We start from the raw sequence: 18,549 nt of genomic DNA on the forward strand, positions 1-18,549 counted from the left end.
TCAATCCGCGCCGAACGGCTGGGCGCCGGTGATGGCGCCGCCGGCATCGACGGTCAGCTTGCTGATGCGCGCTTCGGCCGCCTGCAGCCGCTCGGTGCAGCGCTTGCGCAGTTCTTCACCCTGGGCATAGAGCGAGATCGACTCATCGAGTGGGACATCGCCGCTTTCCAGCCGGCGGACGATCGATTCGAGTGCGCGCAGCGCATCCTCGAACGACAATTGGGACAGATCCTTTTGCGGGGTATTTTCCTCAGCCATGCGCCTGCATTGACCGCCCCTGTCCACGGGGTCAAGCGCGGATGACATGGCAGCAGACCTAAGGCCGCTCAATAGTGGGTCAATCCCGCCGCTGTCACGCAAACGTCATGACGTCGCTGCACAGGCGTGGCGGAATTCGGGCAGTTTTGCGTTGACGCACAATGTTGCAAGCGCACATAAAAGGATCGCTATGAAATATTATCTCCCCCTCATCGCCGTTGCCAGCCTGACCATGCTGTCGGCCTGCAACAAGAGTGACGAACCCGAAGTCGTCGGCGGCCCCGCCGATCCGATGGCTGCCCAGCTTGCCAACGCCGCGCCGGTCGAGCTGCCGCCGTCGGTCAAGGCCAACAAGCAGTTCCGCTGCAAGGACAACAGCCTGTTCTTCGTCGACTATATGAGCGACGACAAGAGCGCGATCCTGCGCACCGAAAAGAATGGCGCGCCCACCATGCTGAAGGCGGCCGAAGCCGGCCAGCCCTTCACCGCCGAAGGTGGTTATGAAGTCAAGGGTTCGGGCAACGACGTGACGATCACCGTCCCCGGCAAGTCGGCGCAGGCCTGCCACGTCTGATCGCAGCATTGCCTGAGTCTTTTTTCTGACAGGGGCCGGTTCTTCCCTAGGAACCGGCCCTTTTTTCATGCCCGGCGCTTTTCCTGAACGACAGATAACGTGCCGGTTCAGGATGTTGCCAGCCAGCCGGTGGCAGAACAGCCTCGTACCAGAGATAAACAGGTCGAGGAGATGACCCATGAACTTCAAGAAGAGCCTGATCGCCATGGCCCTGGCGACCGCAACCGTCGCCACCGCCGTTCCGGCGACCTCCTTCGCCCGCGGCCATGATCGTGGCTGGCACCGTGGCGACCGCCATTATGACCATGGTCGCTATTCCGACCGTCGCGGCTATCGCGGTGATTATCGCTGCCGCAAGTCGGGCGGCACCACCGGCCTGCTGCTGGGCGGCGTTGCCGGTGCTCTGCTGGGCCGCGCGGTCGACACCCGCGGCGATCGCACCACCGGCACCGTCGTCGGCGCTGGCGCCGGCGCCTTGGCTGGCCGCGCGATCGACCGCAACAGCAACTGCTAAGCGACTTAAGGGCGGCGGCCGGCCATGACTTGGCCGCCGCCCCCCCATTGTGAATCCCGCGCCACGCGTCTAAAGGCGCGCTCATGTCCAGCAGCGCCCCCCAGATCACCCCGCAGATCGTTGCCGAGCACGGTCTGTCCCCCGAAGAATATGATCGCGTCCTGAAGGCGATCGGCCGCGAGCCGAACCTGACGGAACTCGGGATCTTTTCGGTCATGTGGTCCGAGCACTGCTCGTATAAATCCTCCAAGATCCACCTGATGAAGCTGCCCACCAAGGGCCCGCAGGTGATCTGTGGCCCCGGCGAAAATGCCGGCGTGGTCGACATCGGCGATGGCCAGGCCGCCATCTTCAAGATGGAAAGCCACAACCACCCCAGCTACATCGAACCCTATCAGGGCGCCGCGACCGGCGTCGGCGGCATCCTGCGCGACGTGTTCACCATGGGTGCCCGCCCGGTGGCCAACATGAACGCGCTGCGCTTCGGCCGCCCCGACCACCCCAAGATGAAGCATCTCATCAGCGGCGTGGTCCATGGCATTGGCGGCTATGGCAATTGCGTCGGCGTGCCGACCGTGGGCGGCGAGGTGAATTTCCACCCCGCCTATGACGGCAATATCCTGGTCAATGCGATGACCGTCGGCATCGCCGACACCGACAAGATCTTCTATTCGGCCGCCAGCGGCGTCGGCAACCCGATCGTCTATGTCGGGTCCAAGACCGGCCGCGACGGCATCCATGGCGCGACCATGGCGTCGGCTGATTTCGGCGAGGATAGCGAAGAGAAGCGCCCCACCGTCCAGGTCGGCGACCCCTTCACCGAAAAGCTGCTGATCGAGGCGTGCCTCGAACTGATGGCGTCGGACGCGATCGTCGCCATTCAGGACATGGGTGCCGCCGGCCTCACCTCCTCCAGCGTCGAAATGGCGTCGAAGGGCGGCGTCGGCCTGCACCTCAAGATGGATGACGTGCCGCAGCGCGAAACCGGCATGACCACCTATGAGATGATGCTGTCTGAAAGCCAGGAGCGCATGCTCATGGTGCTCAAGCCCGGCCGCGAAGCCTTTGCCGAGGCGATCTTCCGGAAGTGGGAACTCGACTTCGCCGTCATCGGCCATGTCACCGACACCGGCCGCATGGTGCTGGAGCATAAGGGCGAGATCGTCTGCGACATTCCGCTCGCGCCGCTGGCCGACGATGCGCCGCTCTACGACCGTCCCTCGATGCCGAAGGACGAGTATAAGATTTGGTCGAAGGTCGAGCCGCTGGGCGAGATCGCCGAGAGCGCCGACATTGGCGCCGACCTCGTCACGCTGATGGGCAGCCCCGACATCGCCAGCCGTCGCTGGATCTGGGAGCAGTATGACCATATGGTCGGCGCCGACACGGTGCAGCGCCCCGGCGGCGACGCTGCGGTGGTCCGCGTCCATGGCAGCCGCAAGGGCATCGCCATCAGCACCGACTGCACCCCGCGCTATTGCTATGCCGACCCCTATGAAGGCGGCAAGCAGGCGATCGCGGAATGCTATCGCAACCTGAGCGCGGTCGGCTCGACCCCGCTGGCGGTCACCAACTGCCTCAACTTCGCCAATCCGCAGCGCCCCGAGATCATGGCGCAGCTGACCGGCTGTCTGGAGGGCATGGGCGACGCCTGCCGCGCGTTCGACTTCCCGATCGTGTCGGGCAATGTCAGCCTCTACAATGAATCCAAGGCGACCGGCGGTGGCTCGGCGATCCTGCCGACCCCGGCGATCGGCGGCATCGGCCTGCTGGCCGATATCGATGCGATGGCGACCGTGGCGTTCAAGAATGCAGGCGACGCGATCTGGCTGGTCGGTGGCGAAGGCACGCATCTGGGCCAGTCGATCTGGCTGCGCGAGATTGCCGGTCGCGAGGCGGGTGATGCGCCCAAGGTTGACCTGGTGGTCGAGCGCGCCAATGGCGACGCTGTCCGCGCGCTGGTGGTGGCCGGCACGGTCAATGCCGTGCATGACATTTCCGATGGCGGCCTGATCGTCACGATCGCGGAAATGGCGCTGGCCGGCAAGATCGGCGCGACGCTGGACGTGGCGCTGACCACCGCTTCGGCCTTCGGCGAAGACCAGAGCCGCTATGTCATCACGGCTGCGGCCGGCGTGGAAATCCCCGGCGCGGTCAAGATCGGCACCGTCGGCGGCGACAGCGTGGCGGGCGTGTCGATCGACGCGCTGCGCACCGCGCATGAGGGCTTCTTCCCCGCGCTGATGGACAGCGAACTCTAAATCTTTCCGTCCCGCCGGGTGCAGCGCATCCGGCGGGACAAATTCATCGCAATCTGTCATGATCCACCCCGAGAAAATGGGGAGCGCACCATGCGCGAGAGGATCATCCGAGCAACCTTGGTTGCCGGCACACTCGACATATTTTCCGCCTTCGTCTTTGCCGGCATGGCAGGCACGGCGCCGCATGCGGTGCTGCAATTTGTCGCGAGCGGCCCGCTGGGCGATCGTGCGCGGGGCGATCCTGTCTGGCTCTGGGCAATCATCGGCCTGGCCGTCCATTTCGCGATCATGGCCTGCATGGCGGGCGCCTATATGCTGATCGCGGAGCGACGCCCTGCCCTGCGCCGCCATCCGGTCGTCGCCGGCCTGCTCTATGGCCTGCTGCTCTGGGCGATCATGTACTGGATCGTGCGGCCGTGGCGCTGGCCCGCAATGTGGCTGCCCGCCGCCTATGCCGCGCTGCCGATCAGGCGGATCGCCTGGAATATCGGCAACCAGCTCTTCTCCCACTGCATTCTGGTCGGCCTGCCGATCGCCTTCATCGCGGCCGGGCGCCGACGATAGATAGTGACAGCGAAATTGACATATCCAGGCCCGTTTGCGCGCGCAGGGCTGGATTTTTGATAGCGCTATCAAAAACTCTCTCCTATGTTCGGCAAAAATGGGAGGAGAGGATATGCGCAAGACCCGTCGTGCCGCCTTGCTGTTGCTGGCTGCGATCGCTGGCCCGGCCCTGGCAGGCCCCGCCCGCTTCAGCGATTTCCGCTATGACGGCCGCGCCCAGGAACAGGTGACGCCCGGCCCGGACGACTATCGCAACCCGATCCTGTCGGGCTATTATCCCGATCCATCGATCACGCGGGTCGGCGAGACCTATTATCTCGTCAATTCCTCCTTTGCCCATTATCCGGGGCTGCCGGTCTTCCGGTCGACCGACATGGTCCATTGGCGCCAGATCGGCAATGCGATCGACCGGCCCGACCAGTTTGATTTCAGCGGCCTGCGCAGTTCGCGCGGCATGTTTGCGCCCGACATCTCCTTCCATGACGGGCTTTTCTACCTGGTCGGCACCTGCGTCGATTGCGGCGGTAATTTCGTGATGACGGCAAAGGACGCGGCCGGGCCGTGGTCCAAACCGCACTGGCTGCCATTCGAGGGGATCGACCCGTCGATCTACTGGGAAGGCGAGCGCGCCTTCATCGTCAATAATCGCGCGCCGGCCGAGCCGCCCCGCTATGAGGGGCATCGGGCGATCTGGGTGCAGGAATTTGACTGGCACGCGCTCAAGATGAGCGGCACGGCGACCCAGATCGTCAATGGCGGCGTCGACATCAGCCAGAAGCCCTCCTGGATCGAGGGACCGCATCTGCTGAAGCGCGAGGGATATTATTATCTGATCGCGGCCGAGGGCGGCACCGGCGACCAGCATAGCGAAGTGGTGTTCCGCGCCCGCGACCTGCGCGCCCCCTTCACCCCCTATGCCGGCAATCCGATCCTGAGCCAGCGCAGCCTGGACCCGGCCCGTCCCCATCCGGTGACGTCGGCCGGCCATGCCAAGCTGGTGCAGACGCAGGCGGGCGACTGGTGGGCGACCTTCCTCGCCACCCGCCCCTATGGCCCGGACCTCTATAATATCGGGCGCGAAACCTTCCTGCGGCCGGTCGCATGGCGCGATGGCTGGCCGCATATATTGGAGGCCGGCAAGGCCATTCCCTTTGCGGCGAAACGCCCGGCCCTGCCGGTGCGCGATGCGGATGCGCCGTCGACCAGCGGCGATTTCGCCTATCGCGACCAGTTCGACGGACCGCGTCTTAGCATGGACTGGATCGGGCTGCGGACGCCCAAGGCGCCGCTTTTCCGGCTGGAAGCAGGCGGACTGGTGCTGGACGGCACGACGGCGCTGGGCGACCTCAGCGGCGCCCCGGCCTTTGTCGGGCGGCGCCAACAGCATCATGTCGCGACCATCAGCACCGACCTGACCTATCGGCCGGAGACGGAGGGGGATCGTGCGGGGCTGGCGGCGGTGCAATCCGACCGATCCTTCCTGTTCTTCGGCGTGACGCACAAGGACGGGAAACCGCAGATCGCCCTGATGGTACGCGAGGACAGCGATCGTGACAGGCTGGTCGCTGCCGCGCCGATCGATCCGGCCAAGCCCGTCCGCCTGACCATCGCCCTTGATGGCGGGACGGCGCGCTTCGCCTATGGCGTCGACGGGCGGGAGACAGTGCTGGCACGCGATGTCGATATCCGCTTCCTCAGCACCCATGAGGCTGGCGGCTTCGTCGGCACGGTGATCGGCCCCTATGCCTGGGCCGCGCGTGTCACCCGGCCGATCAGCAACTGATAGACGTCGCGGCCGCCCGCCTCGTCATAGGCGGCGATGACCCGGCGCAACGCAGCAGGGGAGAGCGGCCGGCGCCCCTCGTCCGGCACCACCGCGCCGATGCCCTTGAGATGGCCGATCAGCGCGCGGGCGCCCTGCCCGTCCAGCGGGACAGTCTCGTCAAAGGCGAAGGCGTCGCCATAGGCCGCCAGCATTGCGCGCAGCGCGTCAAGCGCGGGATAGGCGGGGACGCCGGGCGTCAGATCGCAGGTGGCATGGGCAGCGCGCCAGTTGGCAAAGCTGCCCTGCCCCATGGTCGAGAAGATGAGGCTGCCGCCGGGGCGGAGCAGCGCCACCAGCCGCGCGATCGCGGCGGGCAGGTCGTCAAACCATTGGAAGGCAAGGCTGGAGAGGATGAGGTCGAACCATTCGCCTTCGAACGAGGGCGCCTCCCCATCCATCGTGAGGAAGGTGCCGGCCACCAGCCCGGCCGATGCCGCGCGGTCCAGCATCTTTGGCGAGATGTCGGTCGCGACCAGATCCGCACCAGGCCAGCGGGACTGGATGTCGCGCGTGAGCAGGCCGGTGCCGCAGCCGATTTCCAGGATGCGCGCGACGCCGTCCGGGCTTTGCCGCTGGGCGATGTCGGCGACCAGGGCTGCGGCCGTCCGCTGCGGCCCGGCATGTTCGTCATACCGGTCGGCGGCCGCGCCGAAGGAGTCGCTTATCCGTTGCTTGCGGCCATCATTCATGGCTAGGCGCATGGCAGACCAATGCCCCGATGGCCAGCATCTTCAAGGATTGCCCGCATGACCGCCGCATCGCCCCGTATCCCCGCCATGGACGTGCTGCGCGGCTGCGCGGTGATGGGCATATTGTGGATGAACATCACCGCCTTCGCCCTGCCGCAGAACGCCTATTTCAATCCGGTCGCGGCCGGGCCGATGTCGGCCGGCGACATCGCCTTCTGGGCGAGCAGCCTGATCCTGGTCGACGGCAAGATGCGCGGGCTGTTCTCGCTGCTGTTCGGGGCATCGATGCTGCTGCTGATCGACCGGGAGGAAATGGCCGGGCGGGATGGCACGCGGACGCAACTGGTGCGCGGCGGTTGGCTGCTGGCGATCGGCCTGCTGCATCACATATTGCTGTGGTGGGGCGACATATTGGTGACCTATGCGGTGGTCGGAACCATCGCCCTGCTCTTTGCCCAGAAGGAGCCGCTGGCGCTGGTCAAATGGGCGTTCCTCGCCTTCCTGATCCATTTCCTGATCTGTGGCGCCTTCATCGCCAGCCTCTATGGCTGGGCTCATGCCGCGGCCGCCCCCGGTGCGGCTGCGGCGACGCGCGAGGGGCTGGACAGCTTCCTCGCTGGCCTGTCCGACCCCAGCAGCCCGATCATCCAGCAGGATATCGCCATCTACACCGGCAGCTTCGGCGGGATCGTGCGCCATCATCTGACCGGCTTTGTCGGCGACTGGCTGTGGACCTTCCTCTTCACCGGGCTCGATACGCTGGGCTTCATGCTGCTGGGCATGGCGATGCTGAAAGGCGGCTTCCTGATCGGTCGCTGGCCCGCCGAGCAATATCGGCAGACCGCGCGCCACTGTTTCCTGATCGGGCTGGTGCCGATGATCGGCCTGACCATCTGGGTGGTGGCGAGCGGCTTCGCGCCGCTGACCGCCTTTTCCACCGCGCTGCTCTGGTCCTTCCCCTTCCGCATCCCGCTGGCGGTCGGCTGGGCGGCACTGATCCTGTGGCTGCTGGCGCACCATCGCGATCATTGGCTGGTCGGCCGGATCGCCGCGACCGGGCGCATGGCGCTCAGCAATTATCTGGGCACCAGCCTCATCATGACGGCGATCTTCTATGGCTGGGGCCTGGGGCTGTTCGGGCAGGTGCGCCCGGCAGCCTTTCCGCTCTTCCTTATCGCCGCCTGGGCGGTCATGCTGCTGTGGTCCAAGCCCTGGCTCGACCGATTCGCTATGGGTCCGGCCGAATGGGTATGGCGCAGCCTGCAACGGGGAAAACTGCAAAAGATTCGCAGGAGCGCGTGATCTTCTATTGCGATCCATTAGCATCTGGCCTATTTCACGGGTCAGGAGAATCCAATGGTCGTCTGTGTTTGCAATGCCATTCGCGAAAAGGATCTGCGGGAAGCGGCGCGCGATGGTGCCGATACCCCCTGTAGCGCCTATGCCCGTTTCGGCCGTCGGCCCAAGTGCGGCCAATGTGTCGGCTATGCCCGCACGATCATCGCGGCGGAGCGCGCGACGGCCTGATATCATTGCGAAGCAGGCGCAGTAAAAGGCCCCTGACAATCGCGAACATCACGCAATAGCCGCCTGAAAAATGGCGGTTTTCTGCGCCTTTCCGGCTTAACAACCGGATGCGAAACCTTTATATGTCCGGCATTCCCAATAACAGCCGGAGCATAGCGCCATGAAGGGCGACCAGAAGGTTATCGATTATCTGAACGAGGTCCTCAAGAACGAGCTGACCGCGATCAATCAATATTTCCTCCACTATCGCATCCTCAATCACTGGGGCATCGAGAAGCTCGCCAAGTTCGAATATGAGGAATCGATCGACGAGATGAAGCACGCCGACAAGGTGGCCGAGCGCATCCTGTTCCTCGACGGCCTGCCCAATTTCCAGCTGCTCGGTCGCCTGAAGATCGGCGAGACCGTCGAGGAAATCCTGAAGGCGGATCTGGAGCTGGAATATGAAGCGCTGCCGGTGCTGCGCGACGCCATCGCCTATTGCGAGTCGATCAAGGACTTCGTCAGCCGCGACCTGTTCCAGTATATCCTCGAAAGCGAGGAAGAGCATGTCGACACGCTGGAAACCCAGTTCGAGATGATCGAGCGCATGGGCATCCAGAATTATGTCCAGCTGCAGAGCAAGGCCAAGGAAGACTGACACGAACGCGCGGGGCCGGCTGTCCGGCCGTCGGCCCCGCCTTTTACAGGCTGTGGGGGAAGGTGCAGATCGCCCTTCCCCCGCCCTTTATAGCCTAACCCTGCACCATCGGTGCAGAGCCGGATTTCCGTCAGATGAGCGCGTCGAGAATGCCGATCAGCGGCAGGTCGGCCGGTGGCATGTCGAGCGCATACATTTGCGCAGGCCGCACCCATTGCAGCGCGGTGGCATGGCGCGCTTCGGGCATCCCTTCCCATTTGCGGCAGACATAGAGCAACAGCAGCAGATGCTTGTTCTCCAGCGGGGCGCTAGCGAAGGTCGCGGGCGCGAGGCAGCTTTCATGGGTGCGAATGCCCAGTTCCTCCTCCAGTTCACGCACCAGTGCCTCCTCGGGCGTTTCACCCGACTCAACCTTGCCACCGGGGAACTCCCACAGGTCCGCCATCGGCTTTCCGGGTGGCCGTTGCTGCACCAGAACGCGCCCATCGGCATCGATCAGGGCGACGGCGACGACCAGAAACGGGGTAAAACTCTGCATAACGCTCCCTTGCAAGGGCTTTGTTAACCGTGGCTGCTTTACACACTGATCGTGGAGTGTCTGTAGCCAAGCGGGGTCATATGCGCGCGATCATCGAATTCGTCACGAAATCCGCGCTTTCGCGATGTGAGCGGGGGGCAACCGCGGTCGAATATGGCCTGATCATCGCGATGGTCGTGCTGGCCATGATCGCGGCGCTGAACAACGTCGCGACACGTACGACCGGCATGTGGAACAATGTCGCCGGCGAAGTGACCAAATATTAACCACGAAATTCTGACACCCCCGGTTTCGCATTAAACTTTTCTCAACCGAGCCAATCTAGAGAGGTCTTCGCTGACCTAATTCATAGCGGGGCGGCCGGGTAGTTTAACGTAACGTTTGTCAAGGAGACATCACATGCAGTTCATTCGCAAGATGCTGAAGAACGAAAAGGGCGCGACCGCCATCGAATACGGCCTGATCGCCGCTCTGATCGCCGTGGCCGCCATCGGCGCCATGACCAGCCTGGGCTCGAAGCTGGGCAGCACCTTCAACAACGTTTCGGGCAACCTGAAGTAAGCTCGAAACCGATGTTAAAAAAGGGCGGCGGAAGCAATTCCGCCGCCCTTTTTCTTTGCCTGGAGTCTGCCGAATCTTACCAGGTGACGATCTTCACCCGATCGCCCGGCTTCAACACGGAGCGTTCATTGAGCGCGTTCAGCACCAGGAAGCGCTCCAGCGGATAATCGCTATAGGCCATGCGGCGGCCAAGCGACTGGACAGTGTCGCCCGCCTTGACGGTCACCAGATTGACCCGGCGCGGCTTGATTGCCGCCGCCTCTTGCGCCGACAGGCGCTGGACCGAACGGACCATCGAGTCGAACGGGCCAATGCCCTTGCCCGCCGGGGTCAACAGCAGGAAATGATAGGCCTTTCCGCCGCCGAAATCATAGGCGAAGACGGTGGCGTCGATCTGACCCGACTTGGTGTTCGCGCGCACCGTGCGCCAGGCGGCCGGCAGGCCGTTGATCGTCGTGCGCTGCACCTCACCCGCCGGCGGCGCGCCGGCATTGCCCGCGAGTCGCTTGAGCACCGAATCGATATAGGTCGACAGATTGCCATTATAGGCCATGCCGCCAAACTGCGCCTGACCGCCCGAACCGGTGATGCTGACCGCGTCCGCGCCATTTTCCATGCCGAAGCCCGAGGGCGCGGTGAAGGACAGGCGCAGGTCGGGATGGCGGAAGCGGCTGCCGTCGATCACGCCCTGTTTGGGATCGTCGCCATAAAGGACGCCATTGAGTGCCGTCAGGAAGGCATCGCGGTTGCGCAGCGTGCTGGTCGCGCCGGTGCGTGACGCCATCTGCGCCGCCCGATCGACGCGCTCGCCCGGATCGGGATGGGTGCTGGCCCATTCGGGCATGGAGCGCGCGTCGCCCGACACACGCTGGTCCAGGCTGGTCTGCGCCGCCAGCGAGGCAAGCATGTCCGACAATGCACGGGGATCATAGCCGGCCGAGGCGAGGTAGCGGATACCCAGATCGTCCGCCTCATATTCCTGGCTGCGGGAGAATTTGAGGGTCAGAAGCTGGCTGCCGGTGCCGATCCCCTGCTGCAACACGCCGCCCAGCGCCGAATCGCCCAGCAAGGCGCCGGTCAGCACCTGCAGCAGCGCGCCGCCGATCGCGTTGCGCTGCGCCGCCTGCTGGCGCCGCTGGCCATGCTGGGCGGCGACATGGCCGACTTCATGGCCCAGCACGCCGGCCAGTTGCGCCTCGTCATTCATCAGCGCCATCAACTGGCGCGTGACATAGACATAGCCGCCGGGGATGGCGAAGGCGTTGTTGACCGGGGAATTGAGCAGGGTGACGGTGAAATCGCCCTGCGCGTTGGAGAGGCCGGACTGGACCGCGATGCGGCGTCCGACCGTTTCCACATAGCGCGCCTGCGGCCCGACATAGGCGCCGCCAAATTCCTTGAGCAGTTCGGGATGCTGCTTGGCGCCCGATGCCTTGTCCTGCGCGCTGATCGAGGAGACGGTGCGAATCGCCCGCTGCTGCCCCAGCACCGCCGGCGCAACGCCCGCGACGATCAGGCCGACGCCAAGGCCGGCCGACAACCATGTCCGATTCATTCCATTCCCATCCTTGACACCCTGCCCCTGTTACCGTGCCGTAACGAGCGAGGACAGGATGCTGTTCCGGGAAATCGACGTCAGATACCGATGGCGAGGAACTTGTCGGCACGATCGGTGCGCAGTGCCTGCGGTTCGAGGCCGGACAGCGCGTCCAGTTCCTCGCCGATGGCTGCGCCCAGATTGGCGATCGCCTGCACCGGCTCGCGATGGGCGCCGCCCACTGGCTCTACGACGATACGGTCGATCACGCCCAAGCCCTTCAAATGCTGCGCCGTGACCTGCATCGCGGTCGCCGCATCGCTGGCCTTGTCGGCGGTGCGCCACAGGATCGAGGCGCAGCCTTCGGGCGAGATCACCGAATAGACGGCATGTTCGAACATCAGCACGCGATTGGCCGCGGCCAGCGCCACCGCGCCGCCCGAGCCGCCCTCACCCACCACGGCCGCGACCATGGGGACGCCAAGCGCCAGACAGGCTTCGGTCGAACGGGCAATGGCTTCGGCCTGGCCGCGTTCTTCGGCCTGGACGCCGGGAAAGGCGCCCGAGGTGTCGACCAAAGTGACGACCGGCAGGCCGAAACGATCAGCCAGTTCCATCAGGCGGATCGCCTTGCGATAGCCTTCGGGCTTGGCCATGCCGAAATTGTGGCGGACGCGGCTGGCGGTGTCGTCGCCCTTTTCATGGCCGATGACCATGACCTTGCGCTCGCCCAGCGTCGCGAAGCCGCCGATGATCGCCTGATCGTCGGCAAAGGCGCGGTCGCCGGCCAGCGGCATGAAATTGTCGAACATGCCCGCGACATAATCCTTGAAGTGCGGGCGTTCAGGGTGGCGGGCCACCTGCGTCTTCTGCCAGGGCGTCAGCTTGGCATAGATGTCCGACAGCATCTTGTCGGCACGCTGTTCCAGCGTGTTGATCTCGCCACTGATGTCGATGTCGCCGACGGAGGCCGTCTGGCGCAGTTCGATGATGCGGGCTTCCAGCTCTGCGACCGGCTTTTCAAATTCGAGAAAGCTTACCATGGCGGATGGCGTTAAGGCGCGGACGCGTCGCCGTCAACGCGGGGATGCGCGATCCTGGCTTGCATGCCGGCCAGCGGGTGCCGGCTGTTGACCAGTTCGACCAGCCGGCGGCTGTCGACATGGGTGTAGATTTGCGTCGTGCCGATATCGGCATGGCCCAGCATCGATTGCAGCGCGCGCAGGTCCGCCCCGCCCTCCAGCAAATGGGTGGCAAAGGCATGGCGCAGCACATGGGGGCTGACCCGTTCGGGCGCGATGCCGGCCGCCACGGCCAGTTGCTTCACCAGCTGATAGAGGCGGATGCGGCTGACATGGCTCTTGCCCGAGGGGAAAAGCCAGGGGCTGTCCGCCGGCACATGGGTGAGCCAGGTCGCGACGGCGGCACGGGCGCGGTCGGAGATCGGCACCAGCCGTTCGCGCGCACCCTTGCCCCTGATGATGAGGAAGGGGCGATCGACCGCCAGTGCCTTGCGCGGCAGCGAAACCAGTTCGGTCGCGCGGAGACCCGAGCCATAGAGAAGTTCGATCAGCGCCGAGAGCCGCAGGTCGAGCGGCGCGGGATGCGCCGTCTCCACCCGCTGCGCGATCAGGGCAAAGAGCGAATCGACCTCCTGCGACGACAATATCTTGGGCAGCGGCCGGCGTGTGACCGGCCGGGGCAATGCCGCGCCGGGATTGTCGGCGCGCAGCCCTTCCTCCTCCAGAAAGGCGTAGAAGGCGCGCAGCGCGGACGCCTTGCGCGCCACGGTGGAGGCCGCGAGCGGCGCCCATTCGCCGGCGAGGCGGCCAAGCGCATCCTGGCTGGCGGCGGCAAGCCCGCCGACAATCTCTCCCGCGCCCTGAAGATCGGTGCGATAGGCGAGCAACGTGTTGCGCGATGCACCCCGTTCCGCCGCCATCATTTCGAGGAAGCGATCGATCAGGACGGCATCATCATCCATCGCCCCGGACCGGGTCAGGACAGGCGGGTCAGGGCCTCGGCCGCGATCATCCGCGCCTCCGGGTCCAGCCCGACGCGATGCAGCGCCGCCACCACATGATAGAGATGGCCGGGCGGCAGGCGATGCCAGTCGCGACCCTGCATGCCGACGGCAGCGAGCAGCGCCACGGTCGCCTTCTCGCCCCGCTGCGCGGCGGCGGCGATTGCACGCGCCCAGCGGCTGTTGGCGGCCAGGGTGAAGCCATTATCCTGCGCCAGCGCGGCCGCATCATTGGCCGACAGACGCGACAGGCCCGCCAGTGCGGCGATCAGCATCCGTCCCTTCTCAGGGCCGGCATCGCCGACATAGCTGGAGATGCGGCTGCTGCCGCTGTCGACCACCGTGCTGGGGGCACCGACCGCGAGCAAGGCCCAGAAATCCTGCGCGCCATCGCCATCGATCTGGCCGATCGCCTGTGCCCAGCGGGCCGCATTGCGATCATAGCCGGCGGTCAGCATCGCCGCCACCAGATTGGCGGCATCGCGCGCATCGGCCTGCGACACGGGCAGTGCGGCGGCGGCGCGGGCCGTGGCGATCAGGCCCACATAATCGGGCGCGCCATTGTCCCGCCACAGCGTCTGCATCGCCTGGATGCGGGCACCCGCAGTCGGGCCGGAATAGGCATTGCGCAACGCATCGACGCGATCGGCCAGATCGGACGCGAGATCGCCTTCGCTGCCCAGCTCGGCATAGAAATTGACCAGCGCCTCGCTGGAGAAGACGCCCAGCCGTGCGGCGACTTCGCTGCCCGGCAGGCGGCGCACGGCGGTCAGTGCCGGCGCGCGGGCTTCCCAGGCACGGACATGGGGGCCGACGCTACCGAACATGTCGTCGGGGATCGGCACGTTGAGCGCCGTCGCCAGGCCATAGCGCCAGGCGGTGAGGCCATCGACGCCGTCCCATTCGATCTTGACTGAACGACGCGCGTTGAAGCCGGCGCCGACCATCTTTTCCGCGAGGCGATAATCGATGCCGCGCACCACGCCCTTGCGCTGGGCCTGGTTGAGTGCGGCGCTGGCCGAACCCTGATCGCCCGACAGCGCGGGGCAGATCGCCCGCGTCATGTCCCAGCCCGGTTCCTTGCTGGTGCGCAGCGCGCCCGCCGACAGCGGACACAGGCCCGCCGGATCGGCGGTCGCCAGATAGGTCTGCATCGCGATCGCGTAGAGACGCGGCGTATATTTGTCGGGGTCGACGCTCTGCACCAGCAGCCGGGCGCTGTCCGCCTCGCCCATGCGCAGCAGCAGCCAGGCGCGCTCGGCCGCCCAGTCGGCGCCATTGATGCCGCGCGGCGTGTTTGTGGCGCTGAGCAGCGCGCGCCGCAGCAGGATGGAGGCCCAGCGCGACAGGATCGGCGCATGGGTCTGCTTCATCAGGATCGCGAGATAGGGGCCATATTCCGCGCCGAAGGCGTCGGGCTCCATGCCGCGCGTGGCCGGGGTCAGCGGGCCGATGCGGTCGAGCGAGCGACGAGCGCTCTGCGGCAGGTCATATTTGGCCTTTTCAGCGGCCAGTTCGTCCGCGCTCATCGCCTCGGCGGCATTGTCCACCGCATTCGCGACCGACAGGTCGAGCGGCTGGACGATTTCGCCAGACGGCGACGGCGTGACCGGCACGGTCGGGACGACCGGTGCGGGCGATGCCGGACGGGCCGGCTGCGCGGGCGTGGGGGTCGGCGCCGGGGCCGGATCACCAAAGCCGGGCGGCAGCAGCGATTCGGGCGCCTGCTGCGCGACGACCGGCAGTGCCAGGGCGAGCGCAAAGCTGCCCAGCGCCCATTTCGCATTCCCCCGCAGGCGGCTCATGCGGCTTACTGACCCAGTTTCTCGGCCGGGATGACCTTCTCGACGGGCTGTTGCGGCTGTTCGCCACCGCGCGACCAGAGCACGCCGATCAGCAGGACAAGAACCAACACCGCCGCGATCGGAAGGATCGGCAGACGGGTGCGACGGCGCGAACCGCCTTCGAAACTGCTCAGGGAACGATTATTCTTCATGGTCTCTTCTGCGGCTGGCCCGGCGATGTTTGCCGGACGACAGGGGAAAGTTGCGTTTGCCTCAGCGACGGCTGGCTGTATAGCCCCCCTCGCCATGCAGCGAAACAGCAAATTCCCGGAGAGCAACGCCAAGCGCGGCCCGATCGTGCTGATCGGCATGATGGGCGTGGGCAAATCCACCGTCGGCCGGCGCCTTGCCGCGCGCCTGGGCCTGAGCTTCGTCGATGCCGATGAGGAGATTGAGCGGGCTGCGGGCATGAGCGTGAGCGAGATATTCGCCCGCTATGGCGAGGCCCATTTCCGCGATGGCGAGCGCCGGGTGATCGCCCGGCTGATGGACGGCGTGCCCAAGGTGATCGCGACCGGCGGCGGCGCCTTCATGCAGGACGAGACCCGCGCGCTGATCCTGGACCATGCCACCACCATCTGGCTGGATGCCGATATCGAGGTGCTGGTCGACCGCGTGTCGCGCCGTGAAGGGCGCCCGCTGCTGAAGGATCGCGACCCGCGCATCGTGCTGACCGAGTTGGCGGCGGTCCGCAACCCCATCTACGCGCTGGCGCCGATCCATGTGAAGAGCATCGCCGCGCCGCACGAGGTCGCCGTCGACCGCATCCTGGAGCAGCTATCCGCATGGCACTAGTCCCCGTCGCGCTGGGCGCACGCAGCTATGACATCGTCATCGAACAGGGTGCGCTCGACCGTGCGGCCGACCATCTGGCACGCTATGCCCGTGGCGGGCGGCTGGTGGTCGTCACCGACACCCATGTCGCCGCGGCGCAACTCCCCCGGCTCGACGCCAGCCTGCGCCGCGCCAATATCGTCATCGAACCGATCATCCTGCCGGCGGGCGAACAGACCAAGAGCTGGCGCCATCTGGAGGAACTGCTCGACGCGCTGCTGGCGCTGGAGATCGAGCGTGGCGACCATGTGATCGCGCTGGGCGGCGGCGTGATCGGCGACCTGGTCGGCTTTGCCTCGTCCATCCTGAAGCGCGGCTGCCATTTCGTGCAGGTGCCCACCACCCTGCTGGCGCAGGTCGACAGCTCGGTCGGCGGCAAGACCGCGATCAACGCGCGCGCCGGCAAGAATCTGATCGGCAGCTTCTACCAGCCCAGCCTGGTGCTGATCGACCCGTCGGTGCTCGACAGCCTGCCGCTGCGCGAAACCCGCGCCGGCTATGCCGAGGTGGTCAAATATGGCCTGATCGACGATCCCGACTTCTTCGCCTGGTGCGAGGCCAATGCCGACCGGCTGCTGGCCGGCGACGCGGAAGCCCGCACCTATGCGATCGAGCGCAGCGTGCGCGCCAAGGCGGCGATCGTCGCCGATGACGAGCGCGAGACGACCGGCCGGCGCGCCCTGCTGAACCTTGGCCACACCTTCGGCCATGCGCTGGAGGCCGATACCGGCTTTTCCGACACGCTGCTCCATGGCGAGGGCGTGGCCGCCGGCATGGCGCTCGCCTTCCGCTACTCGGCGCGCCTTGGCCTGTGCAGCGCGCAGGATGCGGAACGGGTGACCGCGCATCTGAAGGCGATCGGCCTGCCCCATGACCTGGCCAGCGCCCATGTAAAGGCCGACGGCGCGGCGCTGGTGGCGCATATGCTGCACGACAAGAAGATGGCGGCGGGCACCCTGCCCTTCCTGCTGGCGCGCGGCATCGGCCAGACCTTCCTGTCGAAGGATGTGGTGCTGGACGATGTGGCGGCATTCCTCGACGCGGACCGCGCCGGCGCCTGACCAGGGCGGCGCGCGGGCGCCAGTCGGCCTTTCATTTCGTCATCCCAGCGAAGGCTGGGATCTGTGGCCTTGTCACGCTTCATTGCCTCAGACCCCAGCTTTCGCTGGGGTGACGGCCTTGGCTTGTCCCGACATTTCAGCACCGATCGGCCTCGGTAATAATCGGGACATTCGCCCGCAGCATTTGCGGGCTAGACCAGTCCTTGTCAGCGGCATCCCCTTGCAGATCCCCCTCTGTCGCCGCTGATCCTCCCCTGAACCTCGGCCTCCAGCTTTTAGCTGGAGGCCCTTTTTTTGTGCCGTGCGCATCGCGCCCAGGCACAAAAAAAGGGCGCCCGGTGGGGCGCCCTTTCGATATCGTGCCTGTGAAAGGCCGATTACTTCTTCAGCGTCAGGCCGCCAAAGCGCTTGTTGAAGCGCGCAACCTGGCCACCGGTGTCCAGCTGGCGGTTGCCGCCGGTCCAGGCCGGGTGCGACTTGGGATCGATGTCGAGCGCCATCGTGTCGCCTTCCTTGCCCCAGGTCGAGCGGGTCTGGAAGGTGGTGCCGTCGGTCATCTGGACGGTGATGAAGTGGTAATCGGGGTGGGTATCGGCCTTCATGGCGTCTTGCTCCGTGTGTGTGCCGGTTCCGACCGGCTATGGATGCGATAAAATGCGAAGGCGCGCCGTTAGCGTTTTCGGCGCGCCAAAGCAAGGAAAAGGATGCGCCCAAGCATCGTGCGAAAAAGTGGGAACCGGTTTTTCGCTTAAAACGATGCGGTAACAAAGAACGAGCGGGCGACCGGCGTTCCGTTTAACGCCGCGCGCGCTCCCTCAGTCCTTGGGCGGATCGGCGATCATCGCGACGAAATTGGCTTCCGCCGCCAGCTTGCCCTCGATCAGCGCACGGCCGGCGAACTTGCAGACCGCGCCGCGCATCTGCGTCACTTCGACATGCAGGTCGAGCAGGCAGCCCGGCTCCACCGGAGTGCGGAACTTCGCGCCGTCGATGCTCATGAAATAGACGAGCTTGCCCGAATCCGCGAGTCCCAGCGAATCGACCACCAGCACGCCGGCCGCCTGGGCCATGGCCTCGACGATCAGCACGCCCGGCATGATCGGCCGGCCGGGGAAATGCCCCTGGAAGAAGGGCTCGTTCATCGACACCGCCTTGATCGCGTGGATCGACTGGCTCGGCACCAGCGACGCCACGCGGTCAACCAGCAGCATCGGGTAGCGATGCGGCAGGGCAGCCATGACCCGACGGATATCCATCGGGCCACGGGCTTCCTTGTTATCAACCTCTCCGGTCATCTTA

22 protein-coding genes are annotated in these 18,549 nt (G+C 65.6%); 12 read left to right on the top strand and 10 right to left on the bottom strand.

What is annotated here, in order from left to right; genetic code table 11:
- Nucleotides 1–258: an exodeoxyribonuclease VII small subunit gene (locus AC0KVN_RS12905; RefSeq protein WP_004211214.1), complete on the bottom strand. Its 258-nt coding sequence runs from the start codon at nt 256–258 to the stop codon at nt 1–3.
- A 190-nt stretch (nt 259–448) separates the two neighbouring features.
- On the opposite strand from AC0KVN_RS12905, the gene AC0KVN_RS12910 reads away from it, so the two are divergent.
- From AC0KVN_RS12910 to AC0KVN_RS12930, 5 genes are all read left to right on the top strand, one after another.
- Nucleotides 449–832 (top strand): hypothetical protein, encoded by a 384-nt coding sequence (locus AC0KVN_RS12910; RefSeq protein ID WP_435567366.1) that lies wholly within the window; start codon nt 449–451, stop codon nt 830–832.
- Nucleotides 833–1,010: 178 nt separating this feature from the next.
- On the top strand, nt 1,011–1,346 hold the full coding sequence (locus tag AC0KVN_RS12915; protein WP_435567365.1) for a glycine zipper 2TM domain-containing protein: 336 nt from the start codon (nt 1,011–1,013) through the stop codon (nt 1,344–1,346).
- A gap of 83 nt (nt 1,347–1,429) precedes the next feature.
- Nucleotides 1,430–3,607, top strand: a complete 2,178-nt coding sequence (gene purL / locus AC0KVN_RS12920; protein WP_435567364.1) for a phosphoribosylformylglycinamidine synthase subunit PurL — start codon at nt 1,430–1,432, stop codon at nt 3,605–3,607.
- Between the two features lie 90 nt (nt 3,608–3,697).
- Nucleotides 3,698–4,171 carry a hypothetical protein gene (locus AC0KVN_RS12925; protein ID WP_435567363.1) on the top strand — a complete coding sequence of 158 codons (474 nt, stop codon included), beginning with the start codon at nt 3,698–3,700 and terminating at the stop codon, nt 4,169–4,171.
- 112 nt (nt 4,172–4,283) lie between these two features.
- The gene (locus tag AC0KVN_RS12930) at nt 4,284–5,954 is read left to right on the top strand and encodes a glycoside hydrolase family 43 protein (RefSeq protein ID WP_435567362.1); all 1,671 of its coding nucleotides are present in this window, start codon (nt 4,284–4,286) and stop codon (nt 5,952–5,954) included.
- Here the strand turns inward: AC0KVN_RS12930 and AC0KVN_RS12935 are convergent.
- Nucleotides 5,912–6,685 carry a methyltransferase domain-containing protein gene (locus tag AC0KVN_RS12935; protein WP_435567361.1) on the bottom strand — a complete coding sequence of 258 codons (774 nt, stop codon included), beginning with the start codon at nt 6,683–6,685 and terminating at the stop codon, nt 5,912–5,914. The genes AC0KVN_RS12930 and AC0KVN_RS12935 overlap by 43 nt on opposite strands.
- A 57-nt stretch (nt 6,686–6,742) precedes the next feature.
- Between AC0KVN_RS12935 and AC0KVN_RS12940 the strand changes: the two genes are divergently transcribed.
- From AC0KVN_RS12940 to bfr, 3 genes are all read left to right on the top strand, one after another.
- Nucleotides 6,743–7,987, top strand: a complete 1,245-nt coding sequence (locus tag AC0KVN_RS12940; RefSeq protein ID WP_435567360.1) for a DUF418 domain-containing protein — start codon at nt 6,743–6,745, stop codon at nt 7,985–7,987.
- Nucleotides 7,988–8,041: 54 nt separating this feature from the next.
- Nucleotides 8,042–8,212, top strand: coding sequence for a (2Fe-2S)-binding protein (locus tag AC0KVN_RS12945; protein WP_004211205.1), 171 nt, complete (start codon nt 8,042–8,044; stop codon nt 8,210–8,212).
- A 160-nt stretch (nt 8,213–8,372) separates the two neighbouring features.
- On the top strand, nt 8,373–8,852 hold the full coding sequence (gene bfr / locus AC0KVN_RS12950; RefSeq protein ID WP_004211204.1) for a bacterioferritin: 480 nt from the start codon (nt 8,373–8,375) through the stop codon (nt 8,850–8,852).
- A 130-nt stretch (nt 8,853–8,982) separates the two neighbouring features.
- Here the strand turns inward: bfr and AC0KVN_RS12955 are convergent, their stop codons facing one another.
- On the bottom strand, nt 8,983–9,390 hold the full coding sequence (locus tag AC0KVN_RS12955; RefSeq protein ID WP_435567358.1) for a (deoxy)nucleoside triphosphate pyrophosphohydrolase: 408 nt from the start codon (nt 9,388–9,390) through the stop codon (nt 8,983–8,985).
- Nucleotides 9,391–9,470: 80 nt separating this feature from the next.
- Between AC0KVN_RS12955 and AC0KVN_RS12960 the strand changes: the two genes are divergently transcribed.
- Together AC0KVN_RS12960 and AC0KVN_RS12965 are read left to right on the top strand one after the other, a co-directional pair.
- Nucleotides 9,471–9,656 (top strand): Flp family type IVb pilin, encoded by a 186-nt coding sequence (locus AC0KVN_RS12960; RefSeq protein WP_004211202.1) that lies wholly within the window; start codon nt 9,471–9,473, stop codon nt 9,654–9,656.
- A gap of 133 nt (nt 9,657–9,789) precedes the next feature.
- The gene (locus tag AC0KVN_RS12965; protein WP_004211201.1) at nt 9,790–9,951 is read left to right on the top strand and encodes a Flp family type IVb pilin; all 162 of its coding nucleotides are present in this window, start codon (nt 9,790–9,792) and stop codon (nt 9,949–9,951) included.
- A gap of 76 nt (nt 9,952–10,027) precedes the next feature.
- Here the strand turns inward: AC0KVN_RS12965 and AC0KVN_RS12970 are convergent, their stop codons facing one another.
- From AC0KVN_RS12970 to AC0KVN_RS12990, 5 genes are all read right to left on the bottom strand, one after another.
- The gene (locus tag AC0KVN_RS12970) at nt 10,028–11,506 is read right to left on the bottom strand and encodes a M48 family metalloprotease (RefSeq protein ID WP_037510136.1); all 1,479 of its coding nucleotides are present in this window, start codon (nt 11,504–11,506) and stop codon (nt 10,028–10,030) included.
- A gap of 80 nt (nt 11,507–11,586) precedes the next feature.
- The gene (locus tag AC0KVN_RS12975) at nt 11,587–12,531 is read right to left on the bottom strand and encodes an acetyl-CoA carboxylase carboxyltransferase subunit alpha (protein ID WP_004211198.1); all 945 of its coding nucleotides are present in this window, start codon (nt 12,529–12,531) and stop codon (nt 11,587–11,589) included.
- A gap of 11 nt (nt 12,532–12,542) precedes the next feature.
- Entirely contained in the window at nt 12,543–13,472 is a 930-nt protein-coding gene (locus AC0KVN_RS12980; protein WP_435567356.1) for a tyrosine recombinase, read from the bottom strand.
- Between the two features lie 14 nt (nt 13,473–13,486).
- A complete protein-coding gene (locus tag AC0KVN_RS12985; protein ID WP_435567355.1) occupies nt 13,487–15,316 on the bottom strand; it encodes a hypothetical protein in 1,830 nt (609 codons plus the stop codon).
- 5 nt (nt 15,317–15,321) lie between these two features.
- Nucleotides 15,322–15,507: a hypothetical protein gene (locus AC0KVN_RS12990; RefSeq protein ID WP_004211192.1), complete on the bottom strand. Its 186-nt coding sequence runs from the start codon at nt 15,505–15,507 to the stop codon at nt 15,322–15,324.
- A 94-nt stretch (nt 15,508–15,601) separates the two neighbouring features.
- Between AC0KVN_RS12990 and AC0KVN_RS12995 the strand changes: the two genes are divergently transcribed.
- Nucleotides 15,602–16,150, top strand: coding sequence for a shikimate kinase (locus AC0KVN_RS12995; protein WP_048937845.1), 549 nt, complete (start codon nt 15,602–15,604; stop codon nt 16,148–16,150).
- Nucleotides 16,141–17,250 carry a 3-dehydroquinate synthase gene (gene aroB, locus AC0KVN_RS13000; protein WP_435567354.1) on the top strand — a complete coding sequence of 370 codons (1,110 nt, stop codon included), beginning with the start codon at nt 16,141–16,143 and terminating at the stop codon, nt 17,248–17,250. The genes AC0KVN_RS12995 and aroB overlap by 10 nt, the downstream gene beginning before the upstream one ends.
- 377 nt (nt 17,251–17,627) lie before the next feature.
- Here the strand turns inward: aroB and rpmE are convergent, their stop codons facing one another.
- Both rpmE and fabZ read right to left on the bottom strand, forming a co-directional pair.
- Nucleotides 17,628–17,852, bottom strand: a complete 225-nt coding sequence (gene rpmE, locus AC0KVN_RS13005) for a 50S ribosomal protein L31 (protein ID WP_004211187.1) — start codon at nt 17,850–17,852, stop codon at nt 17,628–17,630.
- Between the two features lie 213 nt (nt 17,853–18,065).
- Entirely contained in the window at nt 18,066–18,545 is a 480-nt protein-coding gene (gene fabZ, locus AC0KVN_RS13010; protein ID WP_037518190.1) for a 3-hydroxyacyl-ACP dehydratase FabZ, read from the bottom strand.
- Nucleotides 18,546–18,549: the final 4 nt, after the last annotated feature.

Source organism: Sphingobium sp. SG1 (assembly GCF_057063145.1).

Bases quoted from the DNA above. Each gene is read 5' to 3' on its own strand.
- AC0KVN_RS12975 (WP_004211198.1), bottom strand. From the start codon at position 12,531: ATGGTAAGCTTTCTCGAATTTGAAAAGCCGGTCGCAGAGCTGGAAGCC.
- AC0KVN_RS12915 (WP_435567365.1), top strand. From the start codon at position 1,011: ATGAACTTCAAGAAGAGCCTGATCGCCATGGCCCTGGCGACCGCAACC.
- AC0KVN_RS12995 (WP_048937845.1), top strand. From the start codon at position 15,602: ATGCAGCGAAACAGCAAATTCCCGGAGAGCAACGCCAAGCGCGGCCCG.
- AC0KVN_RS12980 (WP_435567356.1), bottom strand. From the start codon at position 13,472: ATGGATGATGATGCCGTCCTGATCGATCGCTTCCTCGAAATGATGGCG.
- AC0KVN_RS12965 (WP_004211201.1), top strand. From the start codon at position 9,790: ATGCAGTTCATTCGCAAGATGCTGAAGAACGAAAAGGGCGCGACCGCC.
- AC0KVN_RS12985 (WP_435567355.1), bottom strand. From the start codon at position 15,316: ATGAGCCGCCTGCGGGGGAATGCGAAATGGGCGCTGGGCAGCTTTGCG.
- AC0KVN_RS12945 (WP_004211205.1), top strand. From the start codon at position 8,042: ATGGTCGTCTGTGTTTGCAATGCCATTCGCGAAAAGGATCTGCGGGAA.
- AC0KVN_RS12960 (WP_004211202.1), top strand. From the start codon at position 9,471: ATGCGCGCGATCATCGAATTCGTCACGAAATCCGCGCTTTCGCGATGT.
- AC0KVN_RS12955 (WP_435567358.1), bottom strand. From the start codon at position 9,390: ATGCAGAGTTTTACCCCGTTTCTGGTCGTCGCCGTCGCCCTGATCGAT.
- bfr (WP_004211204.1), top strand. From the start codon at position 8,373: ATGAAGGGCGACCAGAAGGTTATCGATTATCTGAACGAGGTCCTCAAG.
- AC0KVN_RS12990 (WP_004211192.1), bottom strand. From the start codon at position 15,507: ATGAAGAATAATCGTTCCCTGAGCAGTTTCGAAGGCGGTTCGCGCCGT.
- AC0KVN_RS12940 (WP_435567360.1), top strand. From the start codon at position 6,743: ATGACCGCCGCATCGCCCCGTATCCCCGCCATGGACGTGCTGCGCGGC.
- fabZ (WP_037518190.1), bottom strand. From the start codon at position 18,545: ATGACCGGAGAGGTTGATAACAAGGAAGCCCGTGGCCCGATGGATATC.
- AC0KVN_RS12925 (WP_435567363.1), top strand. From the start codon at position 3,698: ATGCGCGAGAGGATCATCCGAGCAACCTTGGTTGCCGGCACACTCGAC.
- AC0KVN_RS12930 (WP_435567362.1), top strand. From the start codon at position 4,284: ATGCGCAAGACCCGTCGTGCCGCCTTGCTGTTGCTGGCTGCGATCGCT.
- AC0KVN_RS12910 (WP_435567366.1), top strand. From the start codon at position 449: ATGAAATATTATCTCCCCCTCATCGCCGTTGCCAGCCTGACCATGCTG.
- AC0KVN_RS12905 (WP_004211214.1), bottom strand. From the start codon at position 258: ATGGCTGAGGAAAATACCCCGCAAAAGGATCTGTCCCAATTGTCGTTC.
- AC0KVN_RS12970 (WP_037510136.1), bottom strand. From the start codon at position 11,506: ATGAATCGGACATGGTTGTCGGCCGGCCTTGGCGTCGGCCTGATCGTC.
- aroB (WP_435567354.1), top strand. From the start codon at position 16,141: ATGGCACTAGTCCCCGTCGCGCTGGGCGCACGCAGCTATGACATCGTC.
- AC0KVN_RS12935 (WP_435567361.1), bottom strand. From the start codon at position 6,685: ATGAATGATGGCCGCAAGCAACGGATAAGCGACTCCTTCGGCGCGGCC.
- rpmE (WP_004211187.1), bottom strand. From the start codon at position 17,852: ATGAAGGCCGATACCCACCCCGATTACCACTTCATCACCGTCCAGATG.
- purL (WP_435567364.1), top strand. From the start codon at position 1,430: ATGTCCAGCAGCGCCCCCCAGATCACCCCGCAGATCGTTGCCGAGCAC.